This is a genomic window from Streptomyces sp. NPDC007162 (assembly GCF_040634175.1).
In the GTDB taxonomy this organism is placed as follows: domain Bacteria; phylum Actinomycetota; class Actinomycetes; order Streptomycetales; family Streptomycetaceae; genus Streptomyces.
In genome coordinates, this window is the sequence record NZ_JBEYFC010000002.1 from 43,455 (window position 1) to 65,633 (window position 22,179).

A 22,179-nucleotide genomic window follows, 5' to 3' on the forward strand; every position below is an offset into this window, starting at 1 on the left:
TAGTGAGGCAGGCCTGACCGCTTGGCCTGGCCACGCGCAAACCAATAGCCAGCAGCCCGGCCGTCTCGCTGTCAACAGAAGGGTCCGTCGGGCTCCGACCGGAATCCGGTGGCGGTCCAGTCGACGGCGGTCACAGATGCGGCCGTTTGATCAGCCGGGACAAAACGATAACGCTCTCCGTGCGCTCGACCGGCTCGGTCGCGCGGACCCGCTGGATGGCCTGTTCCAGATGCGTGATGCTCTCGGCGAGAAGGTGGAGCACAGCGTCCGCGGCGCCCGAAACGGTACATGCCTCGACGACCTCCGGGACGTCCTCCAGAGCTCGGCGCAGCTCCGCGGGGGTGGGGTTGCCTCGGCAGTAGACCTCGACGAACGCTTCGGTCCGCCATGCGAGCACCTGTGGATCGAGAACGGCCGTGAAGCCGCGGATCGCTCCGGTGGCGACGAGCCGGTCCAGTCGTCGTTTGGCTGTCGACGCCGACAGGTTGGCGGCTTTGCCGATCTCGGCGTACGTGGCCCGCGCGTTTTGCTGCACGCAGCGGATGACCGCTTCATCGATGGGGTCCAAGGGCACCTCCGGAGTATCCAGCAACCGATCGAGAGCGCAATGATCCACCAGAACACCCCTAATATTGCAAGTAATTGCTGGTGGAAAGGAGGAAATGGAGATTGTTTGCGCCGGAAGGCGGCCATAGTGTCCGGATCGACCTGACGTCGATCTGCCAGGAGCAGTACTGCCATGACCGCATCCCTGAGCGACGCCGAAGCCGCCGCGCTGGCCGCGGTGGACGAAGCCGCCGTCGCCCGGACGCTGCTGGAACTGATAGCTGTGCCGAGCGTGACGGGCAGCGCTGCCGAATCCGAGCTGCAGCACCTGTTGGCCCGGCATCTCCAGCGACTGGACCTCGACGTCGACCTGTGGTCCATGAACCTGCCCGAACTGCGCGCGGACCCCGCCTACCCGGGCGCCGAGGCCCCGCGGGACGAGGCGTGGGGGCTGGTGGGAAGCACACGCGACTTCGGCGACGGGCCGAGCCTCGTCCTGCAGGGCCATGTCGACGTCGTGCCGCCCGGCGACCGGGCGCGCTGGGCGGGCGATCCGTTCGTGCCCCGGGTCACGGGCGACACTGTCCACGGCCGCGGCGCCTGTGACATGAAGGCCGGGCTGGCGGCCGTGCTCGCGGCCCTGACTGCCATCCGCACCACCGGGGTGAGACTGCGCGGCCGTCTCGCGGCCCACTTCGTCGTCAGCGAGGAGGACGGCGGACTCGGCGCGTTCGGCACCCTCCGGCGCGGCCATGCCGCCGACGCCTGCATCATCGCCGAGCCGACCAGCGGCACACTGATGACAGCGAACGCAGGAGCCCTGACCTTCCGCATCGAGGTCCCCGGCCGGGCAACCCACGGCAGCACCCGCTACGCAGGGGTCAGCGCCCTCGACGCCTACCTTCCCCTCCACCGCGCACTGGCCCGTCTGGAAACCGCCCGCAACTGCGATCCCCACCCGCTGATGGCCGCCTACCCCATCCCCTACCCGCTGTCAGTCGGCACGCTCCACGCCGGCGACTGGGCCAGCAGCGTCCCCGACCTCCTCGTGGCCGAAGGACGACTGGGCGTCCGGCTGGACGAGGACCCGGCCGACGCCCGCACGGAACTGGAGAACTGCATCGCCCAAGCCTGCGCCGCCGACCCCTGGCTGCGAGCCCACCCGGCTACCGTGACCTGGCCCGGCGGTCAGTTCGCCAGCGGACGGATGTCGGACGGCCACCCCCTGGCGGCGCTGGTCGGTCACGCCCACGCCGACATCACCGGCAGCAGGCCGGCGGGTGAGCAGGGCGCGCCATACGGCAGCGACCTACGGCTGTACAGCGCGCAGGGTATCCCCACGCTCCAGTACGGGCCCGGCGAAGTGCGGTGGGCACACGGGCCGCAGGAACAGGTGCGTCTCGCCGAGGTCATCACCGTCACCCGCACGCTGGTCCTGGCCGCGCTGCGGACAGTCGGCACAAAGTAACCCCACAGTCCCTGGCACCCCACCCGCAACGCTGTCCGCCCAGGCCAACTGGCAGGAAGACCCCTGCCGCCCTGGCCCGCACCGCCAAACCGCCAAGACGCGGTCAACCACTCAGCGCCCGCTATCACCGGGCGAGCAGGCCGTGACTTCGGCGATTCACCTCCGCCAATGGGTGGAAGTAGCGCCGTACGTTCTCCGGCTTCTTGTGCCGCGACTTGACCGTGAGCATCGGCAGGCCGGCCCCGGCCTCGCCGAGGTGGGTGAGGCCGGAGTGCCTCCATTCGTGCAGGCCCCAGCCCGTGCCCGGGCACCCCGCCGACGGCCGTCGGTCGAGGACGGCGCGGGCCTGCCCGTACGACAGCCGGGCCGGCCCGCTGTCAGCGCAGACGCCGCGTGGGCTGACGACAGTTCCGGGGCCGGGGCGGCGGCAGGTAACGAACACCGGCCCGCAGGTGCGGCCTTGGTCAGCGGGGCAGCAGGCAGGCGGGGCCGGCGCCCAATATTGGGGCTCCATCACGAACTCCTTGCGCGGGGCACCGCGGCGGCGCGTAGGGGGTCGGGCGCCCTTCTCCTTCACCGAGGCCCGGCGGTCGGCCACGTCCAGCTCCTCGATGTTGCCGAGGATCTCCTCCGCCCGCGCGACCGTCTCGTACAGCATCCGCCACAGCGTCTTCACCCGGCGGTGGGCATCGCGGCGAGCGATCGGCCGGTCGATCGCCATCTTCGAGCAGGCCGGGGTCCCCGAGTCCGGCGGAGCAGCCGCTTCACCAAGCCGGAGCCGCCGTGCCGTCGTACACTCGCTCGCCACACCAGCCCAGCCAGAACAGCACCGACACCCCGGCGAGCATTCCAGGTATGGACCAATACCGGTAACTTAGGGGCAATCCGGTCGTTGTTGTTGGCGTGGCAAGAGCGGGTCAGTTGAAGTCATCTGGTGAGCGGTTGTCGGACCGGGTCGCGGTCGGGGTGCTGACCCAGGCGTTTCCTCAGTCGCTTGTGGACGAGGTGTTGGCGGAGACGGGTCGGGTGCAGCAGCGCAACCGGCTGTTACCGGCCCGGCTGGTGGTCTACTTCGTGCTGGCGATGTGCCTGTTCTCCGGGCAGAGCTATGAGGAGGTCGCCCGGCTGCTGACCGCGGGTCTGCAGGATGCCCGGCGTTGGCGCACGTCGTGGGTGGTGCCGAGTACGGCGGCGATCTGGAAGGCCAGGTCCCGGCTGGGGGTGGCGCCGCTGCGGCAACTGTTCGCGCGGGTGTGCCGTCCGGTTGCCACACCGGGCACTCAGGGCGCCTTCTACCGCGACTGGCGGCTGACCGCGATCGACGGCACCACATTCGACCTGCCCGACACGAAGGCGAACGTGGAGGCGTTCGGCCGTCCGCCCCGCTCCGGGCGTGGTGAACAGGACGTCGGCTACCCGCAGTTGCGCATGGTCGGCCTGGTGGAGTGCGGCACCCACGCCGTCTTCGGTACTGCGATCGGAGCTCTGCGCACCGGAGAACAGGCTCTGGCCCGGGCGGTCCTGGTGTCCTTGCAGCCGGGAATGCTGCTGCTGGCCGACCGCGGCTTCTACAGCGTGGACCTGTGGCGCGCAGCCGCGGCCACGGGGGCGGACCTGCTGTGGCGAGTCCGCAAAGACCTCGTGCTGCCGGTGGTCGAGCAGTTGCCGGACGGCTCCTACCTCACCGAGATCTTCGATCGGAGCGACATCCACCACACCCGTCATGGAGTGCCAGTACGCGCAGTGGAATACACCATCGCCGGCCACGAGGGCGTCTACCGGCTCATCACCACGATCCTCGACCCGGAGGCGGCCCCGGCCGCGGAACTGGCCGCCCTCTACGCCCAGCGATGGGAGTTCGAGTCCACCCTCGACGAGATCAAGACCCACCTCGGCGGGCCGCACCTGGTACTGCGTTCGCAGCACCCTGACGGGGCCGAGCAGGAACTCTACGGCTTCCTGCTCGTCCATCACGCCATCCGGCACCTGATGCACCAGGCCGCACGACAAGCCGACCGGGACCCCGACCGGATCTCCTTCACCCGCTCACTGCGCGTCGTGCGCCGCCAGGTCACCGACCAGGCGGCATTTTCCCCCCGGCCGACTCGCCCGCGCGGTCAAAGCCACCCACGCTGAACTCCTCGAACGCCTCCTGCCACGGCGACGCCGCCGGGCCAACCCCCGCGTCATCAAACGCAAAGTCGCCAGCTGGCCCCTCAAACGCGCCGCCCACCGCGTTGCAGACCGCCCAAGTGTCCCGGCCGTCACCATCGTTGGTGCCACCAAACCCAAACGGGTCAAGCGAACACCAAAACCATAAGTTACCGGTATTGAGGTATGGACCGCCGTTTCGCCTCACACGAGTTCACGTGCCTCGCCAATCTCGTCGTCTGCGACCGACACGAGCAGGCGGCCTTCATCAAGGCGCTCGACGGTCTGGCCGACGCCGCTCCCGTATGAGCGAAGTGTCGCCTACGGGGCCGGCTCGCAGATGACAACCGGGATCTGCCGAGCTGTCCACGCCTGGTATTGGTCAAAGTCGGCGTACATAGCTACAAGCCGCGGCCACAGCGCTGCACGTTCGGCAGGTTCGGCTGTGCGGGCGAGCATGCGACGCACACTGCTGCGGATCTGGACGGTGATCTGCGGATCTGCTTGAAGATTCCTATACCACAAGGGGTTCTTCGGCAGCCCGCCCTGTGATGCCACGAGAACCACACGATCTCCATCCCGCAGAAAGAGCAGGGGCAGGGTCCGCGGTAAGCCGCTCTTGCGCCCCCTGGTGGTCACGAGGCAGACGGGCACGCCTCGGGGAAAGGCGCTTCCGATCCTCCACTTGCCGCCGATCCGCCCGCCAGTGGCGCGATAGACGGCGACATTGATCCGGGATGCGAGTTTGATGATCTTCGGCACGATGGGCGAATCCAGCCCTTGTGGGCGGTCGAAGGGCGTCGGCGTGGTGGGTGGGGTGTCGGTCATGTCATCTCACTCTCCTACTGGTGGGAGGCAGGTTCCGCGAAGAGGCTCACGCCTCCACGCCTCTTGCTGAGCCCGTGCCGTCCCCCGGAACGGGAACGGGACCCGGTGTGTCTCCTACCGCGCGTCGACAGCACGGCTTGCACCCTGGTCAGCGGTCGAGTCTTCTCCTGGCAAGGGCCGTTGAAGCTGGGCTCCCTCAGAGACAACCAAAGAAATGCGGCACCCATCGCGACTGCTCCTTCGGCGTGACCGCGCAGCACAGGCACGCACGATGGGGTGTGCTGATCGGCAGTGGGAAACCAAGAACCAGAAGACGCGCACAGTGAAATGGACGGCAGCAAAGACCGCAAGAGGCGTGCCAATGGTCAAGGGCGGCACCACAGATTCGTAGTCGAGCCTCTGGCCGACGTAAGGCAGCCGTCGAGAACGTGGCGGCGGTGCCGGGGCCTGAGGCTGCGTAGGTCCTGTGGGACGAGCGAGCACCGTCCCGGGTGTGGTCATGGTCTTGGCGTTGGCCTGCAGACTGAAGCCCTCCTCGCGCAGCAGGCCGGCGACGGTGTCGGCACTGACCCGGTGTCCGGCCCGGGTCAGCTCCCGCGCAAGCGAGCGGGTCGACTTCACCGTCCACCGCAGGGGCGACATCGGATCACCCCGCACATCCGGCTCCACCAGCGCCAACAGCGCCGGCCGCAGCCCCGGATCCAGATCCGCGACCCGCTTACGGCCTCCACCCGGACGCCGCACCCGCCCCAGCGGGGCCTCACCGCCCTCCAGCTCGAACACGCCCTTTGGGGACCGTGGTCTCGCTGACCTCAGCCGCCCGCGCGACAGCCCGAACGCCGCCATGCCCCAGAGCACGCGCCTCCGCGGCCATCAACAGCCGCCGCTGCCGCTCGTCCAAATGCGGCAACAACACCGCGAGCTTCACAGCGAGTTGGTCACGTGTCTCGTCCGGGATGCGCATACCACACCAACGATCCCCAGAACGGGAAGCAACACCTTGATTCCCTGCAAGCCATTACAGGTGTCCGGGATCGCCGTCGGCGTTGAACCTTGTCAGGGAGCGCTCCAGCAGCTCCAGAAACTGTCGGAGGTCATCGGCCACCTTGTCGAACTCCGGTTCGTCCAGCGACGCCGTCCGCGTCCGGTAAACGGCCCCATCGGGCCCCGCGACGTAGATCAGGCCGCCGCCGTTCGAGCCGATTACCAGGCCACGGGTCTTTCGGTCCGTGCCGACGTCGACAACGCCGTGCTCCTGGAGCCGCAGCAGGACGTCGGCGGCCGGATCGAGGAAGTAGCCGTTGCCGACGTCCGCCCAGATGACATCGCCGATACTCTCGTAGAAGGTGACCAGGTCAGCTGGTGTAGGGGTGACTTGGGCGAGCGTGTGAGCCGCGGCTTGATCGTCGTGGTCGGCCGGCCGGACCTGGTTGGTCCCAGAGGGGAAGCCATGCCGATGCTCGAACTCGCCTGTCATGGCTGTGAGAGTCCCGGAAACTCTGTCTGTCCACGAGGCCAGCCAGGCAGGCGAAAGCGATCGGTCACTCATGAGGCCGGATCATGGCATGACCCACGGACATCCATGGAGTGCCCAGCGGTTCCGGTGTAAGCGCAATGCCCTGAGCTGCCGATTGGTGATGAGGCAGCAGGCGAGTTTGAGCAACGCTTCGTGGAGGTCGGCTCGCCGTTCCCAGCGGATGCGCAGGCGACGGAAGCCGTGCAGGCAGGCAGAACTCCTCTCCATGAGCCAGCGGTAGGTGCCCAGTCCGGTGACGTGCAGGGTGCCGCGGCGGGCGATCGCGGGCACGATGCCGCGGGCGCGGACCTGATCCCGGTAGATGTCGTGGTCGTACCCGCGGTCGGCGAACAGTGAGTCCGGCTTCCGGCGAGGATGACCAACCCGGCCGCGGACCATGTGTGTTAGCCGCTGTAACTGGGCGGGCTGCCATCGGGGTGATCGTGGATCCAGGACAGGCCGCCCAGGTCGAGGCGTTGACGGGTCCGGGTGACGGCTACGTAGGCCAGGCGGGCTTCGGCGTCGTCGATAGGGTCGAGGGGCGTCGCGGTCTCTGTCCGCTCGTTGGCGGCGTTGCCCCTGGAACGGGCGAAGTCACCTGCGATGAGCACGCAGGGCCATTCGCGTCCCTTGGCCTTGTGAGCGGTGGAGACGGTGACTTGGGCCTGGGGTTCTGGTGCGAGGTGGGCGAGGGCGGTGAGGATGGCGTCGGGGCCGTGGGTGTCGATGAGGTTGACCAGGGGCTGCAGGTCGCGGCCGGCCGGGTCGTGGGCGGCGTAGTCCTGCAGGTCGCCCCAGCAGGGGAAGAGGATCAGTTCGGGGTGGTGGGTGTGGCGGCCTTCTTTCAGGTCGCGGGCTGCGAGGGCCAGGGCCTGCAGGCTGTCGCCTCCGCCGGCGAGGGCGACCTGGTAGCCGGTGGCCATGAGGGTCATGACGTGGGCCATGGCGCCGACGTTGGTGCGGCACAGCACGGCGTCCGGCTGGGTGACGGTGCCGAGTTCGGTGCGTACGGACGCTGTTCCTGTCAGGCGGATGGGGGCGTCGGCCAGGTGGAGCCAGCGGTTGGCCTCGTGGGCGAGGTCCGGTCCGAAGCGGAAGGACTGCGACAAGGCCATGTGGGTGCCGTCGAAGCCGGTCATGATGTCCTTGGCGCCGCGCCAGTGGTAGATGGCCTGGGCGGAGTCGCCGACCATGACCAGCTGGGCGTGGTCACGCTGGCTGAGGAAGATCTGTTCGACGACGGGGTTGGTGTCCTGGGCCTCGTCCAGGAGCAGGAAGTCGGCGTCGATGCGGGGGCGGGTGAGGGCCCAGATTTTCAGGTAGTGGTCGTGGTCGAAGCGGACGGCGCCGTCGTCGGGGTGCTGCAGGTCCGTCCAGGCTTTGCGGGCGAACGGAACGAGGTGGGCGGTGAGTTCGGCATGCAGGGCGGGGTCGTCCAGGCCGCGCAGTGGGGGCACATGGTGGGGGGTGATGGCCTCGTCGGCGGTGTGGCAGAAGCGGGTGACGGTGCGCAGGACAGTGTTGGACAGGGCGCGTTGGGAGACTTCGCGGTCGCCGATGCGCAGGTGTTTGGTGATGCCGAGGGCTTGGCCTGTCTGCCAGGCGGGGCGGCGGGGTGCGTTCAGGCGGCGGGTGTAACGGTGGCCGACGGCCGCGTAGGCGAGTGCGTGGGCGGTCTTGCACTGGACGGTGTTGGGGAAGCGGGTGCGGGCGTCCTGGGCGATGGCCCGGTTGTAGGCGAAGTAGCGGCCGCGGCGTGTAGTGGTGCAGGCGAGGAGGGCGAGGGTGGTGGTCTTTCCGGTGCCGGCACCGGCCTGCAGGGCCAGGTGGTCGCCGGCGTGGAAGGCGTCGGCGGCGGCCGCCTGTTCGTCTGTGGGGTTCACGGGATGCGTCCTTTTAGGGGGCGGGTGAGGGCGTGCCCGACGGCCGACAGCAGGTGCGCGGGATTGGTGCTGTCGAGGAGTTGGCGTACGGCGTGGTCGAGTCGGTCGGCTTCCCGGTCGGCGTGCTCGGCCAGGGCGCGGTGGAGGGCGTCTCGTACGAAGCGTTCAGGGGTCAGGCCTGCGCGGCGGGCGTTTTGTTGCAGGGTGGTGTGGGCGTCGGGCGGGAAGTCGACGTTGAGCAGGACGCGGCCGTGGGCGTCCGGGTAGTGGGTGGTGATCACGTCGATGGGCAGGTGGCCGGTGAGCCGCTGATGCAGGCGGTGGACGGCCCGTTCAGGGGATCTGCCGCCTGCCACAGTCATGAGGCGGCTGGTGTCGTGGTTGGCTGCGAGCGGCCAGTCCTGGGCGGCACGGCGCAGCTCGGCCGCCGTCAGGGGTCGTGTCAGCACGATTTCCAGGGCGTGGTATGTCGTCACCGATCTCTCCGCCGGTGTGCCGGGGTATGGGGCAGGCGGGCGTGGATGTGTACCGCGTGCAGGAGGGGGTCGAAGACCTGCCAGTCGGCGAGAGCGAGATCGGGAGCGGTTCCACTCACGTGGGTGGGGCAGTGCTGGGCGCGCCAGCGCAATTGGTGGGCGTAGGGCAGGTGGCTGAGGTCGTAGACGGCCATCGTGGTGTCGGGGAGGGTGAGTTGGCCGCGGCTGGGGCCTGCGGGCAGGAGTCTCCAGCGGCCCGCCAGGTGGTGGCCTGGGGCGAGGACGGTGAGGGTGCAGCGGCGGCGTTGGCGGGTCTGGGCGACGCAGCGGATGTCTTCCAGGGGGCTGCGGCCGAGGTAGGGGACGAGGAGGATCCGGACGACAGGACGGATGGGCTGTCCGGCCTCGTCGGCTGGCGCGGCTGCAGGAGCTTTGGGGCAGGGCTGGGGGGTGAAGGCGCCGGTGTCGATGAGGCGGCGGGAGTGCACGGCGAGGTCGCGGCGCAGCCAGGTGAGCCGGGTGTGGCCGGTGTGGGAGCGGGGCGACTGCTGGGGGCAGAGGGCGGCGTGGGGGATGCGGCACCATGCGCTGCCGTCGTCGTGAGGATGGGCGATGCCGCCGCCGATGTGCCAGCGGCAGGACGCGGGAGTGCCGACGACGGAGACTTCTACGGGGTGCAGGGCGATGGGGCGGTCGTCGTGGCGGGGGTACCAGTCGATGCGGTTTCCGCAGTGGCGGCAGCGGCCGCTCTGCCCGGCGCGCAGGAGCCGGCTGGGGCTGGTCGGGGTGATCTGTAGACCGCGGCGGCGGGGAACGCGGCGGGGGCTGCCGTCCCAGTGGCGGTCGGTGGGCACGGGGTAGGGGCGCATGGCGGTGACCGTGCCAGGTGACGCGCCGAGAGCCGGTGGCGGCTTTCGGTGATGTCACACGATCAGCCCCACCCTTGGGAACACCTGCCCGAGGTGCGGATCAGTCGTTCGATGCCGTCTCGCCCGGGCGGGTGGTTCTTTCCGCGTCCGGTGAGCGGCTGGCGGTGCGGCCGGGTCAGGGCTGAGGCGTGCCCGGGACGGGGTGTCCCTCACACAGGGCGGTGAGGAAGCGTTCGATGGGGACGTCGAAAGCGTGGGCCAGCGCGTGCCAGGTGGTGATGTTCCCGGTGCTGCGGCCGTGTTCGAGGTCGATGAGGGTACGCCGGGCGAGGTTGCTGCGTTCAGCGAGTTCGTCGTAGGTCCATCCGCGCTCGCCCCGCAGCCGCACGAGTTCGACGCGCAGCGCATTCAGGTTGGGGTCGGGCGGGATGATCGTCACCCCACCATCCGACGGTGCAGACCTCTGCCCCGTCAGTGCGGGTTTCTGCACTTTCTTCCCGGGGGAGGATCGCGCGCCCCTGGTGCAGGGATCTGCACTAGCGTGCGTCCGTCCGGAACGCCTGACCGTAGGCGTTCCGGCCCTATGGCACGGACAGGGCAGGAGGACGGTCGGCCGATGAGGCTCGGCGGTGCCGCGGTGCGGCGCATCTGGACGGTGGAACTGCACTCGCGGGCAGGCAGGCCCAACCTGGTCTGCGCACAGTGCACCGCCCGCACGCCCGCATGCGAGGCCGCCTCCGCACGGTCCGCCGCCCTGGCCCATCTGGCCTGCCACGCGCGCGCCGACGCACTGCCCGGGCATCTGCGCACCTGCCAGTGCCGGGCCCAGGGCTGCCGCTGGCATCCACGCCACCGCGGCTGCGCGGGCCCGGTCCTGCTCGCCCTCACCCAGGGCCGCGGCGGCCGCGTCTGGCGGCTCGCCGACGCCTGCGCGGCCTGCGCGGCCGCGACCAGCCACACCGCCGTCGTCCCCGACACGCAACTCGGCAGCCCCCACTCCCCCACCCCGCCGGCGCCTGTGCGTGGCCCGCACCGGCTCGGGGCCGAGGAACACCTGCGGGTACGGGAGGCGCTCACCTACCTCGCCGCTGCGCTTCCTCAGTTCACCTCCCCCGCGGCCCGCCTCCTCGCCGTCCAGTGCACACTGCGCGCCGACGCCCGCGGTCACGCCCGGCTGCCCGCGGGCCTGCTGCGCGGCATGCGCCTGCGCGGACGCAGGGAGGTCTGGGAGGAACTCGCCCAGGGAGCCTGGCTCAGGTGTCCCGACCTCAGGCCCCCACAGGTGGAGGTAGAACTGCTCGACGCCACCGTCCTGGACCAAGTGCCCGGCAGACGTGCGCGCTGCAGGGCCGCCCAGTGGGCGCTTCGGCCTGCTCCGTTGCATCTGCCCACGGCTTTGCCGCCTGCGCTGCGGTTGATCGCTCTGATCCTCGCCACGCACATCACCGGCCCTGCCCCACGCGCCGTCGACATGGAGGTGCTCACCCGCCTCAGCGGTCACTCTCGGCAGCAGATCGCCGAGTTGCTCGACCGGCTGGTCGCTCTACGGGTGCTGACGGCTTGGCGTCAACACTGGGACACCGAGGATGTTCTCTGGGAACTCATCACGTCCCGGACGGCGGCAGAGGCAGAGCCGCGGCACACATGACCAGGCATCTCTTGACGGCACTCTCCTGCCGGCCTCATGCACCCCGGAGCAGAACGTGTCGTCCGCACAGAGAAATCAGGGTTTCCCACCCGTAATATCGCTACACCGGGGCACACAGCGGGCGATGTTTCTTTCCGAACCTGCCGCAGTGTGTCCGCAAGATTCGATCCGGCCACGCCCCGAGGAGACGGACATGCCCGAAAGCACGGCTCATAGCACCGAGTTGACGTCGCAGTACATCAGCCAAGTGGCCAACGACCTCGACCGCAACGTCAAGGAGCAGGAACGTGTCACCGAGGAACTCGCTGCACTGCAAGAGCAGTTGACCGCTCTGCAGCGAGACCACACCGTGCTGGTCAACATGCAGCAGGCACTCGGCGCCCTGACCACGGCTCCCGAACCGGTCCGCACCGACAGCGCCGTAGTGCCCTCCCCCAGGAAGAAAGCCGCCCCCGCATCCGGCGGCCGCCGGCCGGCGAAGAAGGCACCGGCACAAGGGCTCCAGGGCAAGAAGACGGCCGGGACAACAGCTCAGCCCAAGCTGGTGGATCTCATCCACCAGCATGTGGTCAAGCAGAGTGAGCCGCGCTCCGCTGTGGAGATCGCGGAGGCGCTCCGGCAAGCGCACACCGAGCGTGCCATCGACACGAAGGTGGTGCGCACCACCCTCGAAAACCTGGTGGCCAAGAGCCGTGTTCACCGCACCAAGCAGGGCTCCTCGGTGTTCTACACGGCCGCCGGTGCACCAGGGCATGAGGCAGGTTCTACCGAGAAGGGCCAGCCCGAAACTGCCACGGCATAGGGGCATCGCCTGCTCCGCCACCAGGCCACCGCCGCAGACTCTGTCCACAGACGCCGGAGGCCGCGGCCCGCGGGAGCCGAGCCAGATTGCCAGCAACTGCTTGCATCCAGAGACGGGTGATGCCGGTGGTATTCGTTTGCGGTCACCCAGCGGTCTAGCCCTCTACCATGCCGTGGCTTGCCAACGCAGTGCGATCGCCGACGTCCCGGTGCCCACCTTGGTCAGGCAGCGTGGCGTACGCCGCCAGGTCGTGCACCGGCCGACTCGCGGTCTGCCGAAGTCAGGCGCGCCTTTCGCGCTCTCCGGTGACGAGGAATTTCACGTCACGGCAGAACGCGTCGCATAAGGGCGCTGCGCCGCGCGCGGCGCCCAGGTCGAACTGTGCGGCGACAGACGGCTGGTGCGCGGTCTCCCGGTACGCGCCCGCTGGAACTGTGCTGAGGGCCACTCCTTGGCGCCTCGGATCCACTCTGAACGCGGCGGTTGGAGGATGTACGGCAGTCCGGCTCGGCCGGCCAGCCCGGCCGAGCCGCCGAGGAAACCGGCGAGCGGGAATCACCCATCACCTCAACTCCCCTGGCCTCACCCGATTACGGATAACAGGCTGCACGGTCCCGCCAGCCTTTGCGGACAGCGAGCCCGCAGGGCCTGCGGCGTGTAGCGGTGGCGCCTTCGGTGGATCCGGTCAGGAGAGCGAGGAGGGCCTGCGGGGCGCGGGCAGCGCGGGCAGCAATTCCCACAGGGGTCGGCCCTGAGACGCCCAGGCTCCCAGCAGTTGGCGGTCGACGAGGTGGAGGCGCTGCTGGCGGGCGAAGGTGCGGCCGGGCTGGGTGATCCTGCCGTTGGTGAGCATCACCACCACATCGGCCCTGTGGACGGGGCGGCCCGTGCCGTTGAGGACCTGCAGTTCCGGGGTGCCCACCGCGGCGCCGCGCTCGCCGCCGCGGCGGTGTTTGCACTGGATCACCCAGCGGCGCCCCAGCGGGTCGGTCGCCTTCACGTCCGCGCCCAGGTCTCCCTGCCCGCCGACCTGGATTGCATCTGTGCAGCCGTCTCGGAGCATCAGGTCCCGCACGGCGAACTCGAACTGCCGGTGGGAGAGGGCGTCCAGCTGGGCCAGGCCGTAGCGCAGAGCGCGCGCCCGGGCCTGTTCCCAGCGCATGCGCTCCGCCCGCCGACGCCACCACACGATGCCGGCCGGGACGGCGACAACAGCCGCCACAAGCAGCAGCCACCAGTGCACCAACAGCCAGTGGACAACCGCCACCACGAGAGCGATCCCCCCTGCCGCGATCACCGCCACCAGAACGAACTGGATGTCGTCCTGCTGCTTGCGACGCGACCGGCGGGCGGGCCTGCGCCGGGTCACCGTCCGCTTCCCAGGTGGGAGAAGTCGATCGGGTACGACACGGTCGGCGTGGGCCCCGCCCTGCGTGTGGTGGAGGTGTGGAACCTGATCGGGTACGACACTGTCGGGCTCGGCACGGCACGGCCTTGCTCGCCGGTGGCGGCACGGTCGTAGCGAATCGGGTAGGAGACCTGTGGCTGGGGCCGGGTACCGGATGCGTCACCGGCGTCCGCGCTGTTGCCGTACCCGAGCACCACCAGTGCAGCGAAGGCGAAGATGGTCAGTTCCCGGCGCGCGCCCGGCGCCCACCGGGTATGTCCGCGCACCGGCGTCCCGTCAGAGCGCACGTATGGCCGCACGAACGGCATGTGGTCCCCCCCAGCTTGGTCGTCACGTCCCCTGTCGCACACCATGCTGGTGGCCACCACTGACAACGGCACATCCGAGCGCCCCCAACTAAGGGTCCTTCAGTACCAGTTCACGCCACCCGTACGCACCGTCGGTTTCCGAGCAGTACCCCGGCCGATTGCGCCCGCAGGGCCGGCCCGTCCTTCCCGGTTCTCCCCGAAGGGGGCTATGACCAGATGTGAAGGCGCGCCGGGACCAGTCAGTAAGGTGCGCAGGGAACGTCTTCGCCGCGGCCGGTGACACGGACCGGCGGTGGCGTATTGCGCCAATTTCCGGCACTGCCCGTAGGGACGTCACGATGCAGGCTCCCCCCGCCCTGTTGAACAGCGGGGCCAGTTTCCCCAGATCCTCACGGCACAATGGTTCGGCAAAGAACGTCAAGCAATCACAGCAAGATCGTCTAACCGGGAACCCGTAGCCGGGGTGATCTCAGCAGGCACTCGTACCGTTCCGTGATCGCCGTACCGGCCGGCCTACGGCACTGTCCCCTTGGCTACCGACGAAGGTAGGGGCCCGTCGGCACGCGTCGTGTAGCCCTCCGGGCCGCCGCCGCTTCGATCCGACGTGCGTCGGGAGCGTAACGCGTCTGCCGACGTCCACGGGGCAGGAGAACGACGATCGCAACGGCCAGAACGAACGCCACGGCCGCAATTGCCACTGCCACGAACACCGTTGCCCCCTGTAAGCGCCTCTGACCGTCGTCCTCGCAGCCCTGGCTCAGCTCGTCGATGACTGCCAGATCAACTGTACTCTCCGAGTACTCGAACGTGAACGAAGTCACCGGTGCCCACTGCTAGTTGCTGCCCTCCTGGCCATGCACCCACGTACATACGGGACAGCCTGTAGACCGACTCGAGACCCTCGTACGAAACAGGCTCAAGCGCCTTCGACACCAGCCAGACACCCTCGACGGCTTCATAGCCGGCACCAGCCTGGCCCTCGACGACCCAAAGCCACCCTGCCGAGCCGAAGTCAGTAGACCTTGGCCTGGAAGCGGCCCGGTGGTGGGTTGCGGCAACATAAATGACCTGCAAGGGCTGATGCCGAACACCGAGACGCCTGCAGTAGGGCCCGAGGCTATGCATGGCATGGCCGCGTAGTACTTGCCAGCCGGCACACACGTGGACTCGTGGCGCGGCTGCCTCCGGACGGGAGACAGCCGCACCACAGCTCCTGTGGTGGTTACTTCATGTCGAGTGCGTATTCGCAGTGCACCTTCTGGGTGTACTTGCTGTTGCCTTGTGTGTAGTTCACGCGGCAACCGCTGAGGTGCTTTTTGATGTGCCCGACAATCTTGACTTTGACCATCGCGTAGTAGTCGCCACTGTCCTGGTGACCTCGTATCACGATGGGTTTGCCAGCATAGTTGGGCATTTTGGTCATATCTCTGGATCCTGGGACATTTTTATCTCCCTCCATGCTATCCAGGATGTAGCCGTTCGTATCCTTCATGGAGTAGACGGGGTATCCCTCGACTTTCGCGCCGGAAGGAATGCTGTCCAGCCGCACCGACGTGATCCGGACTGTCGTCTTCGAGTTGTTGCTGAAGAGCGGGAAGGCGAATCTCCAGACGCTTCCGACCTTGGCGTTGGGAACACCCAGGACACCCGAAGCGGGAGGCCCGGCCGCCGTGAGAGCATTTCCTGTCGCAGGGTCGGAACTCGCCGGACTCCCACAGGAGCTGAGCAGGGTGGCGGCGACTCCCACCAGCACGATTCGGCTAGTACGAGTAAAACGCGCCGGGCTTACCATAGAGCGTTCCCTTTGCTCCCCAGATGGCGTGGTCCTCGGACTTGTTCCCGGCCTCGATCTTCTGGGTGTGGGTGCCGTTGTATATCGTCTGCGAGTTGATGCCGATACCGAAGACAGTGGCCCCCACGGTATAGGTCATGGAGCGCCCCGAGGAGAGGGAGAAGTACGTCCCCGGCCTCACAAGGCCCCGGCGGCTGTCGGGTGCGCTGGTGTAGCCGTGGGATCCATCGTACTTCCTGACATCCTTGCCGTACTCGCCGACAGCGCCACCGGAGGGGACCTTGTAGCCGAGTGGGCGGATCTCGTAGGAGTAGCTGGTCGGGCTGTGCAGGCAGGTCAGCTTGATCCGGACGTAGGCGTAGTTGATGGGCACGCGCCACTGACGGGCGAAGTACGGACCCTTGCCTGAATACCCGGTTGAGTGTCCGGTGGTCTTGGTTTCGCTTGCGCTGCCGGTGATGCTCCAGTTCTTGCCGTTGGCGCTGGTGGCGATACCGATCTGGCTGGACATGGTGCTGCTGTAGTCGAAGCTCGCCTTGGCGTCCCAGTACGCGTGAGCCTCACCGACGGTGGTGTACTGGATCTGCTTCTTTACGATGGTTTCGTGGGGGGTGCACACGTTGTCCATGGGGATGACGCTGCTGTAGTCGACGCCCTCTGCGGTGTTGGCGGCGTAGGCGCTCGTGCCGCTGGTCGCGGACTGGTACGTCGGGAGGGCGGCGGTGTCGGCGTCCGGGTCGGCGGAGTTGGTGATCGACTGGGCGAGGCTGGAGGCTGTGTCCGAGTCGGCGGGTGCGTCGAGCGGTGTGACGTCGGTGTCGATGCGCAGGGCCTGCGTGTGCGGGGTGTTGTATGCCCGCACGTCCTGGGCGGCCTGCGTCGTGGACGAGCCCTCGGCGACGCCCGCGCTGACGTTGTCGGTCGCCGTCATCATATGACCGTCGCTGGTGTAGCCGTTGACGGTGGCAGACAGATTGAGCACACCGCTGTTGGCGTCGGCGAGTGTCTGCAGGCTGCTCGGCAGAGGGTCGGGCAGGGTGTAGGACCAGCTGCCGTCCGAGGCGGTGGTCGTGGTGCCCACGACCGGCAGTGTGGTTTCACCCGTGGTGTCGTCAGTCAGCGCGTCGGGCGCGGTCAGGGTGACCGTGAGGTTCGGTACACCTGCCCCGGCGCCGTTGGTGAACGTACCCGACACGCTCGCCGCACCGGAGGCGGGACTGACGGTGGGAGTCGGGGTGTCGCTGACCGTGGGCGCAGCGGAGACGGTGACGGCTCCGCTCGGCTTGGGGCCGGGGTCACTGACCGTCGGGTCGGGCGCTGTGTCCGTCGGGTCCGGCGTGGCGTCGACTTGGTCCGAGGAGAACCAGCCTTGCAGGTCGACGATGAGCTGGATGGTGCCGGCGCTGTCGTTGTAGATACTGACCGCACCCTGGGTGCCGGGCTCGACGATCACCTGGTCCGCGGTGGTGGTGCTCGCCTGGAAGTTGTCGACGGAGATACCCGGCGGAACGGTGGGCCCGGTCCCCCACACCTGGAGGTAGCCGGAGTTCTGCTGGCTGGTCGTGGTCAGGTTGAGCACTGCGGCGCCGAAGGCGGTGGGGATGCCGTCGCCGCCGCCGACCGCGACGCTGACCGTGCTGTGGGCCGCAACCGCCGTCGAGGTGCGGGTGTCGAGCAGGCGGTCCTGGACGGCCGCGAACTTGCCGCCGCCCGAGGGGGCTTCGGTGAAGTAGCCGTAGACGTCAAGGACGACGTTGATGGACTGAGTCGTAGACGCGTTCTTCAGGGTGATCTGGCCGCCCGTGCCCACCGGGATGACGGCGCCCTGGGAGGTCGTGACACTCTTGTAGCTCACCGTCGGCTGGCCCGGCGAGGCGCCAGTGGCATAGGCGTACAGGCTGCCGGCGGCTCCGGGAGACGGAACGGTGATGTTCGCGTAGATCGACGACTCGTCGGTGACGCTGTCCACGCCGTCGACCTGGACGTCCAGCGTTCCGCCAGGGGCGATCGTCGCCAGCGGCGCCCCGGTGCCATCGCGGGTGTCGACGATCCGTGAAGAGGTGACCGGCACATATCCGCCGGGAGAGGTGGCGCCGGCGGCGGAGGTGAAGTACCCGTTGACGCTGACGATCAAATCGACGGTACCGCTGGAGTTGTAGACGTCGATCTTTCCGTCCGAACCCACTGCGACGATCGCGGAGTTACTCGTGTCCGCGCCGCTGGAGAAGTTGATGACGGACGCCGGGTAAGGCCGGGTGGTGCCGTCGGGCCACATCTCCAGGTAACTGCCGGACGAAGTGGCGTTCGCCGCAGTGATGTCCACCGATACGGCCGACACGCCGGAAGCGGGTACGCCGCCCTGGCCAAGGACCTGGAAGGACGCGGTCGATGCCGCCCCCAGGGCGGCGCTGACGCCGAGGGACGAACGGGTGTCGACGATCTTCGCGGCAGGAGCGACGGGGAAGAAGTCGCCACTCGAAGCAGAGACAGCACCCGCATGCGTCAGGCTCCCCAAGCCGAGCCAAGCGAGCACCGAGAACAGGACGACGGCCAGCGTCAGAGGTCTGTGCCGACTCCGTAGAGATTGCGGCATGCCTGAACCCCCCTATGCATTTATGGACTTCATCCATGATGTGGATCATGTCCGAGGTGAGGATCGTAAGGATCACTTACTTAAACGATCAATGATCTTCACCTAAAGGCCGCATAAAAGCGAAGGGTGCTCAGAGGCCCTGACCTGCGTAAATGTGCTGCTTGACTGCAGGACCAACTGACTCGGGGCACCCAAGCAGGACACGATGCTCTTTGCTGGCGCGTGCATGGAATCAGCCGCCCGAAGGCCGCGAGAGCGCCCGCCGGCGCTCGCGCCCACACCGCCATGGACCACGACAGCAGCGTGCAGCTGCATCACGGATGCAATCACTACCTCTCGCCGATCCGCTCCTTACTGCTCTGAACTGGTCCAGCCCCATACCGTTTTTTTGCCCGCCCTCATGTTTGGTCATCATCACCACTTCACGCCGCGTCACTTATCCGGTGGCGAAGAGTCCATGACTGCCGTCCTGCACGTAGCCGCCCGAGCATCCTCCGGCCAGGTCATCGCTGTCAGCGGCACAAGCCACTGCACCGCATAGCTCAGAGGTTCGGCTTCATCGGGCTCGCTCACCTATTCATCGGTCTCGAACCCCTGGTGACGGCCGTGCTACCACGGTCACAGCCCGGTGCCCCCGGCCGCTCCTCCCTCGCGGCGCCGGCCGACTGGTGGATGCTCGCCTCTGCAACCGACTCCCAGGGGGTATTCGATGATGACCAGGTTCCGGGCCGGACTCGCGGCTGTGGCGGTGGCAGGGGCGTTGTTGGTGCCGATCGCCGCGGCAAGCGATGCGGCAGCAGCATCCTGCGCGCGGCACACCACCGGCGCCTGTAACTGATCGTTTCTGAATGAGTTGGGCTGCTGGCCTTGTGGTCGGACGATCTTGGGCGGCAGGCTGCCCGATGTGCGTGCTGATCTTGTTCCGGATGACCTCTGGGCGCGGGTGGCTCCCCTATTGCCCCCTGCCCCCGAGCGCCGCTACCGCTACCCCGGGAGGCTGCGTGTTCCTGACCGGGCGGCCCTCGCGGGCATCCTGTACGTGCTGCGAACCGGTGTCGCCTGGCGCGACGTCCCAGCGGAAGCAGTCGGGTGTTCCGGGGTGACGGCTTGGCGCCAGCTGCGAGACTGGACCGAGGCCGGAGTCTGGCCGCGGCTGCGCGCTGCTCTACTGACCGAGCTGCGCCGAGCCGAGCTTCTGGACCTGGACGACTGTGCCGTGGACGGGTCCCACGTCCGGGCGCTCAAAGGGGGGAGCACGTGGGCCCTTCCCCGGTTGACCGCGCCCGTCCCGGGTCGAAGCATCATCTGATCGTCGACCGTCACGGAACCCCGCTCGCCGTCACCCTCACTGGCGGTAACCGTCACGACGTCACTCAGCTCCTGCCGCTCCTGGACGCGATCCCTTCGATTCGTGGCCTGAGGGGGCGTCCCCGCCGTAAGCCCCGTCGGCTCTACGCGGACCGGGGCTACGACTTCGACAAGTACCGCCGCCTGCTCTGGAAGCGGGGCATCAAGCCCGCGATTGCCCGACGTGGCGTCCCTCACGGCTCGGGCCTGGGCAAGGTGCGTTGGGTAGTCGAGCGCGCTTTCGCCTGGCTGCACCAGTTCAAACGGCTCCGCATCCGCTACGAACGACGCGCGGACCTTCACCAGGGCCTGCTGGAACTGGCCTGCAGTCTCATCTGTCTCCGCCGCCTGCGCCGCGCGTCCTGAACATTCCGTCAGCATGCCGACCTGTCCCAGCAAATTCGATTGCTGTCCCCGTCGCGCCGTGGGTAGGGTCCCGCCCGTGCTTACAACGCCCCGTGTTTCTTAGCTCGGACACCAGCTTCGACGCCACCCTTGTGTCCTAGAGCTGTTACGGAGCGTAACAACAGTGAATACCTTTCGTGGTTCCGGCTTGCTTCGGAACCGAGACTTCTCGCTGCTGCTGAGCAGCCAACTGATATCCGCCATCGGCGACCAGGCCCAGTTCATGGCCCTGCCGCTCGTCGTCCTGGCCCTCACCGGGTCAGCCACCCAGGCCGGGTTCGTCCTGGGCCTGGGCACCGTCTCGTTCCTTGCCTTCGGGCTGGTCGCAGGGGCGCTCGTCGACCGATGGGACCGCAAGACCACCATGATCTGGTGCGAGCTCGGCCGGACCATGCTCACATCCGGCGTCGTCGTCACGGCCTGGCTGGACCGCCTCACAATGCCCCAGCTGTACACGACGGCCGTCCTTGCCGGGGTCCTGGGGACGCTCTTCCAGGTCGCCAACACAGCGGCGCTGCCGAACGTCGTCGACGCGCAGCAACTGCCAACTGCCCTCGGCTACCAGCAGACCGCCGGCAACGCGGTGGGCATCTTCGGAGCCCCGCTCGCCGGTGCGCTCTACGCCCTCGGGCGGATCGTGCCATTCGCCGTCAACGCGGTGTCCTTCGCCGTCTCCGCAGCGTCGCTGCGCCTGATGCACGCCCGATTCCAGGTGGCCCGGCAGGAGATCCGACCGAGGGCCCGGCTCGCCACGGAGATCCGGGAAGGGGTCGGCTGGCTGTGGCGTGAGCCGATCGTGCGCTTCCTCACGCTGGCATCGGCCGCTGACAAGGTCCGCTACGGCGCCGGCTATCTGCTGATCATCACCCTTGCCCAGCAACTCGGCTCGTCGCCGCTGTGGATCGGTGTCATCTTCAGCGGAGCGGCCGTCGGTGCGATGGCAGGGGCGTTGGTATCGGACCGGGCGACGCGTCGGTTCCCGCTCGGTCGGATCGCCGTGGTGATGCTGTGGCTGGAAGCGATTATGTTCCCGCTGTACGCACTGGCTCCCGACCCACTGCTGCTGGCCCTAGGGTCTGTTGCGAAAGTTGATCTTGTTCGTTGATGATCAGGTCTTGTGGGGCGTGGGGATCTGACGAATGGCCAGTGGGCCCGGCTTGAACCGTTGCTGCCGAGGGGCATCAAGCCGGGTCGTCCGCAGGTGTGGACGCGGCGGCAGTTGATAGACGGCATACGGTGGCGGACCCGGACCGGTGCCCCATGGCGCGACGTGCCGGAACGCTATGGGCCGTGGGACCGGGTCTATGACCTGTTCCGGCGCTGGCAGCGGGACGGCACCTGGGCAAGGATCCTCACCCAGCTCCAGGCCGAGGCGGACGCGAAGGGCCTGATCACCTGGGACGTGAACGTCGACTCCACCGTCTGCCGGGCCCACCAGCACGCCGCCGGGGCGGCGAAAAGGGGGACCTCCAGAAGGAACCGCCCGGCGGGATTTTCGTCGAGCCGGCCGACCACGGCCTCGGACGCTCCCGCGGCGGACTGACCAGCAAGATCCACCTCGCGGTCGAGCAGGGTCAAAAGCCCCTGTCCGTTGTGATCACGGCCGGGCAGCGGGGTGATTCCCCGCAGTTCGAAGCGGTCCTGGAAGCCATCCGGGTTCCCAGGCCGGGACTCGGCAGACCGCGCAAGCGGCCGGACCGGGTGCGGGCCGACAAGGCGTACGACTCCCGCGGCAACCGCTCCTACCTGCGCAGACGCGGGATCAAAGCCACCATCCCGGTCCCGGCGGACCGGGTCCGCAACCGCCTCAAGCGCGGATCGCGTGGCGGGCGGCCGCCGAAGTTCGACAAGGACGACTACAAGCAGCGGCATGCCGTCGAGTGCGGGATCAACCGGCTCAAGCGCCACCGGGCCGTCGCCACGAGGTACGACAAACTCGCCGTCCGCTACGAAGCGACCGTGCTGGTCGCAGCAATCAACGAGTGGCTGTGACCAGCACTTTCGCAACACGCCCTACTGATCTTTTCGTAAGTTCGGTGGGTGGGGTGGCCTTGTGAGTGGGAGGCTTTCGGGGTGGCTTATCAACCCTCGCCTTCGGCTGCCGGCCCGTCTCTTCCTCCGCTGTCGCGGCCTCAGTTG

Annotated in this window: 19 protein-coding genes and 3 pseudogenes; 7 read left to right on the top strand and 15 right to left on the bottom strand. The window is 68.2% G+C overall.

Annotated elements, in window-relative coordinates; all coding sequences use genetic code 11:
- Nucleotides 1-130: 130 nt before the first annotated feature.
- Nucleotides 131-574, bottom strand: coding sequence for an Lrp/AsnC family transcriptional regulator (locus tag ABZ646_RS00515; protein ID WP_360511427.1), 444 nt, complete (start codon nucleotides 572-574; stop codon nucleotides 131-133).
- A 165-nt stretch (nucleotides 575-739) separates the two neighbouring features.
- Here ABZ646_RS00515 and ABZ646_RS00520 point away from each other — a divergent pair, with 165 nt between their 5' ends.
- Nucleotides 740-2,014: an ArgE/DapE family deacylase gene (locus ABZ646_RS00520; RefSeq protein ID WP_360511429.1), complete on the top strand. Its 1,275-nt coding sequence runs from the start codon at nucleotides 740-742 to the stop codon at nucleotides 2,012-2,014.
- Nucleotides 2,015-2,138: 124 nt separating this feature from the next.
- On the opposite strand, the gene ABZ646_RS00525 is transcribed toward ABZ646_RS00520, so the two are convergent.
- A complete protein-coding gene (locus ABZ646_RS00525) occupies nucleotides 2,139-2,735 on the bottom strand; it encodes a site-specific integrase (RefSeq protein WP_360511431.1) in 597 nt (198 codons plus the stop codon).
- A 182-nt stretch (nucleotides 2,736-2,917) separates the two neighbouring features.
- Between ABZ646_RS00525 and ABZ646_RS00530 the strand changes: the two genes are divergently transcribed.
- Complete coding sequence (locus tag ABZ646_RS00530) at nucleotides 2,918-4,150, top strand: IS4 family transposase (protein ID WP_360511433.1); 1,233 nt, start codon at nucleotides 2,918-2,920, stop codon at nucleotides 4,148-4,150.
- Between the two features lie 222 nt (nucleotides 4,151-4,372).
- Here ABZ646_RS00530 and ABZ646_RS00535 read toward each other — a convergent pair.
- The 9 genes and pseudogenes from ABZ646_RS00535 to ABZ646_RS00575 all read right to left on the bottom strand — a co-directional run.
- Nucleotides 4,373-4,483: pseudogene (locus ABZ646_RS00535) on the bottom strand (site-specific integrase); the annotation flags it as partial.
- A gap of 3 nt (nucleotides 4,484-4,486) precedes the next feature.
- Entirely contained in the window at nucleotides 4,487-4,993 is a 507-nt protein-coding gene (locus ABZ646_RS00540) for a nitroreductase family deazaflavin-dependent oxidoreductase (protein WP_360511435.1), read from the bottom strand.
- A gap of 498 nt (nucleotides 4,994-5,491) precedes the next feature.
- A pseudogene (locus ABZ646_RS00545) lies at nucleotides 5,492-5,957 on the bottom strand (ISAzo13 family transposase); the annotation flags it as partial.
- Nucleotides 5,958-6,011: 54 nt separating this feature from the next.
- Entirely contained in the window at nucleotides 6,012-6,470 is a 459-nt protein-coding gene (locus ABZ646_RS00550) for an SMI1/KNR4 family protein (RefSeq protein ID WP_360511437.1), read from the bottom strand.
- An 81-nt stretch (nucleotides 6,471-6,551) separates the two neighbouring features.
- Nucleotides 6,552-6,905 (bottom strand): annotated as a pseudogene (locus ABZ646_RS00555) (transposase); the annotation flags it as partial.
- Between the two features lie 8 nt (nucleotides 6,906-6,913).
- A complete protein-coding gene (locus ABZ646_RS00560; protein ID WP_360511439.1) occupies nucleotides 6,914-8,392 on the bottom strand; it encodes a UvrD-helicase domain-containing protein in 1,479 nt (492 codons plus the stop codon).
- On the bottom strand, nucleotides 8,389-8,868 hold the full coding sequence (locus ABZ646_RS00565; protein ID WP_360511441.1) for a hypothetical protein: 480 nt from the start codon (nucleotides 8,866-8,868) through the stop codon (nucleotides 8,389-8,391). Before ABZ646_RS00565 ends, ABZ646_RS00560 begins: the two co-directional genes overlap by 4 nt.
- Nucleotides 8,865-9,737, bottom strand: a complete 873-nt coding sequence (locus ABZ646_RS00570) for a DUF6083 domain-containing protein (protein WP_360511443.1) — start codon at nucleotides 9,735-9,737, stop codon at nucleotides 8,865-8,867. Before ABZ646_RS00570 ends, ABZ646_RS00565 begins: the two co-directional genes overlap by 4 nt.
- Before the next feature lie 175 nt (nucleotides 9,738-9,912).
- Entirely contained in the window at nucleotides 9,913-10,176 is a 264-nt protein-coding gene (locus tag ABZ646_RS00575) for a helix-turn-helix transcriptional regulator (RefSeq protein WP_360511445.1), read from the bottom strand.
- 177 nt (nucleotides 10,177-10,353) lie between these two features.
- Here ABZ646_RS00575 and ABZ646_RS00580 point away from each other — a divergent pair, with 177 nt between their 5' ends.
- Together ABZ646_RS00580 and ABZ646_RS00585 are read left to right on the top strand one after the other, a co-directional pair.
- Complete coding sequence (locus ABZ646_RS00580) at nucleotides 10,354-11,385, top strand: hypothetical protein (protein ID WP_360511447.1); 1,032 nt, start codon at nucleotides 10,354-10,356, stop codon at nucleotides 11,383-11,385.
- Between the two features lie 193 nt (nucleotides 11,386-11,578).
- Nucleotides 11,579-12,187, top strand: coding sequence for a hypothetical protein (locus ABZ646_RS00585; protein ID WP_360511449.1), 609 nt, complete (start codon nucleotides 11,579-11,581; stop codon nucleotides 12,185-12,187).
- A 685-nt stretch (nucleotides 12,188-12,872) separates the two neighbouring features.
- On the opposite strand, the gene ABZ646_RS00590 is transcribed toward ABZ646_RS00585, so the two are convergent.
- The 4 genes from ABZ646_RS00590 to ABZ646_RS00605 all read right to left on the bottom strand — a co-directional run bounded on the left by ABZ646_RS00590 (nucleotide 12,873) and on the right by ABZ646_RS00605 (nucleotide 18,228).
- On the bottom strand, nucleotides 12,873-13,556 hold the full coding sequence (locus ABZ646_RS00590) for a restriction endonuclease (protein WP_360511451.1): 684 nt from the start codon (nucleotides 13,554-13,556) through the stop codon (nucleotides 12,873-12,875).
- Nucleotides 13,553-13,861, bottom strand: coding sequence for a hypothetical protein (locus ABZ646_RS00595; protein ID WP_360511453.1), 309 nt, complete (start codon nucleotides 13,859-13,861; stop codon nucleotides 13,553-13,555). The genes ABZ646_RS00590 and ABZ646_RS00595 overlap by 4 nt, the downstream gene beginning before the upstream one ends.
- A gap of 1,264 nt (nucleotides 13,862-15,125) precedes the next feature.
- Nucleotides 15,126-15,656, bottom strand: a complete 531-nt coding sequence (locus ABZ646_RS00600; RefSeq protein ID WP_360511455.1) for a hypothetical protein — start codon at nucleotides 15,654-15,656, stop codon at nucleotides 15,126-15,128.
- A 7-nt stretch (nucleotides 15,657-15,663) separates the two neighbouring features.
- The gene (locus ABZ646_RS00605; protein WP_360511457.1) at nucleotides 15,664-18,228 is read right to left on the bottom strand and encodes a hypothetical protein; all 2,565 of its coding nucleotides are present in this window, start codon (nucleotides 18,226-18,228) and stop codon (nucleotides 15,664-15,666) included.
- Nucleotides 18,229-19,168: 940 nt separating this feature from the next.
- On the opposite strand from ABZ646_RS00605, the gene ABZ646_RS00610 reads away from it, so the two are divergent.
- The 3 genes from ABZ646_RS00610 (at nucleotide 19,169) to ABZ646_RS00620 (ending at nucleotide 22,032) form a co-directional block, all read left to right on the top strand.
- Nucleotides 19,169-20,001, top strand: a protein-coding gene (locus tag ABZ646_RS00610; RefSeq protein WP_360511465.1) for an IS5 family transposase whose coding sequence is annotated in 2 segments (ribosomal slippage) — nucleotides 19,169-19,513 and nucleotides 19,516-20,001 — 831 coding nt in all. Because the reading frame shifts where the segments join, the coding sequence is not laid out codon by codon here.
- Nucleotides 20,002-20,164: 163 nt separating this feature from the next.
- Complete coding sequence (locus tag ABZ646_RS00615) at nucleotides 20,165-21,145, top strand: MFS transporter (RefSeq protein ID WP_360511459.1); 981 nt, start codon at nucleotides 20,165-20,167, stop codon at nucleotides 21,143-21,145.
- 12 nt (nucleotides 21,146-21,157) lie between these two features.
- Nucleotides 21,158-22,032 (top strand): IS5 family transposase gene (locus tag ABZ646_RS00620; protein ID WP_360511461.1). Its coding sequence is split into 2 segments (ribosomal slippage): nucleotides 21,158-21,502 and nucleotides 21,505-22,032, totalling 873 coding nucleotides; the frame shifts between segments, so codons are not numbered across the junction.
- The last annotated feature ends 147 nt before the right edge of the window (nucleotides 22,033-22,179 follow it).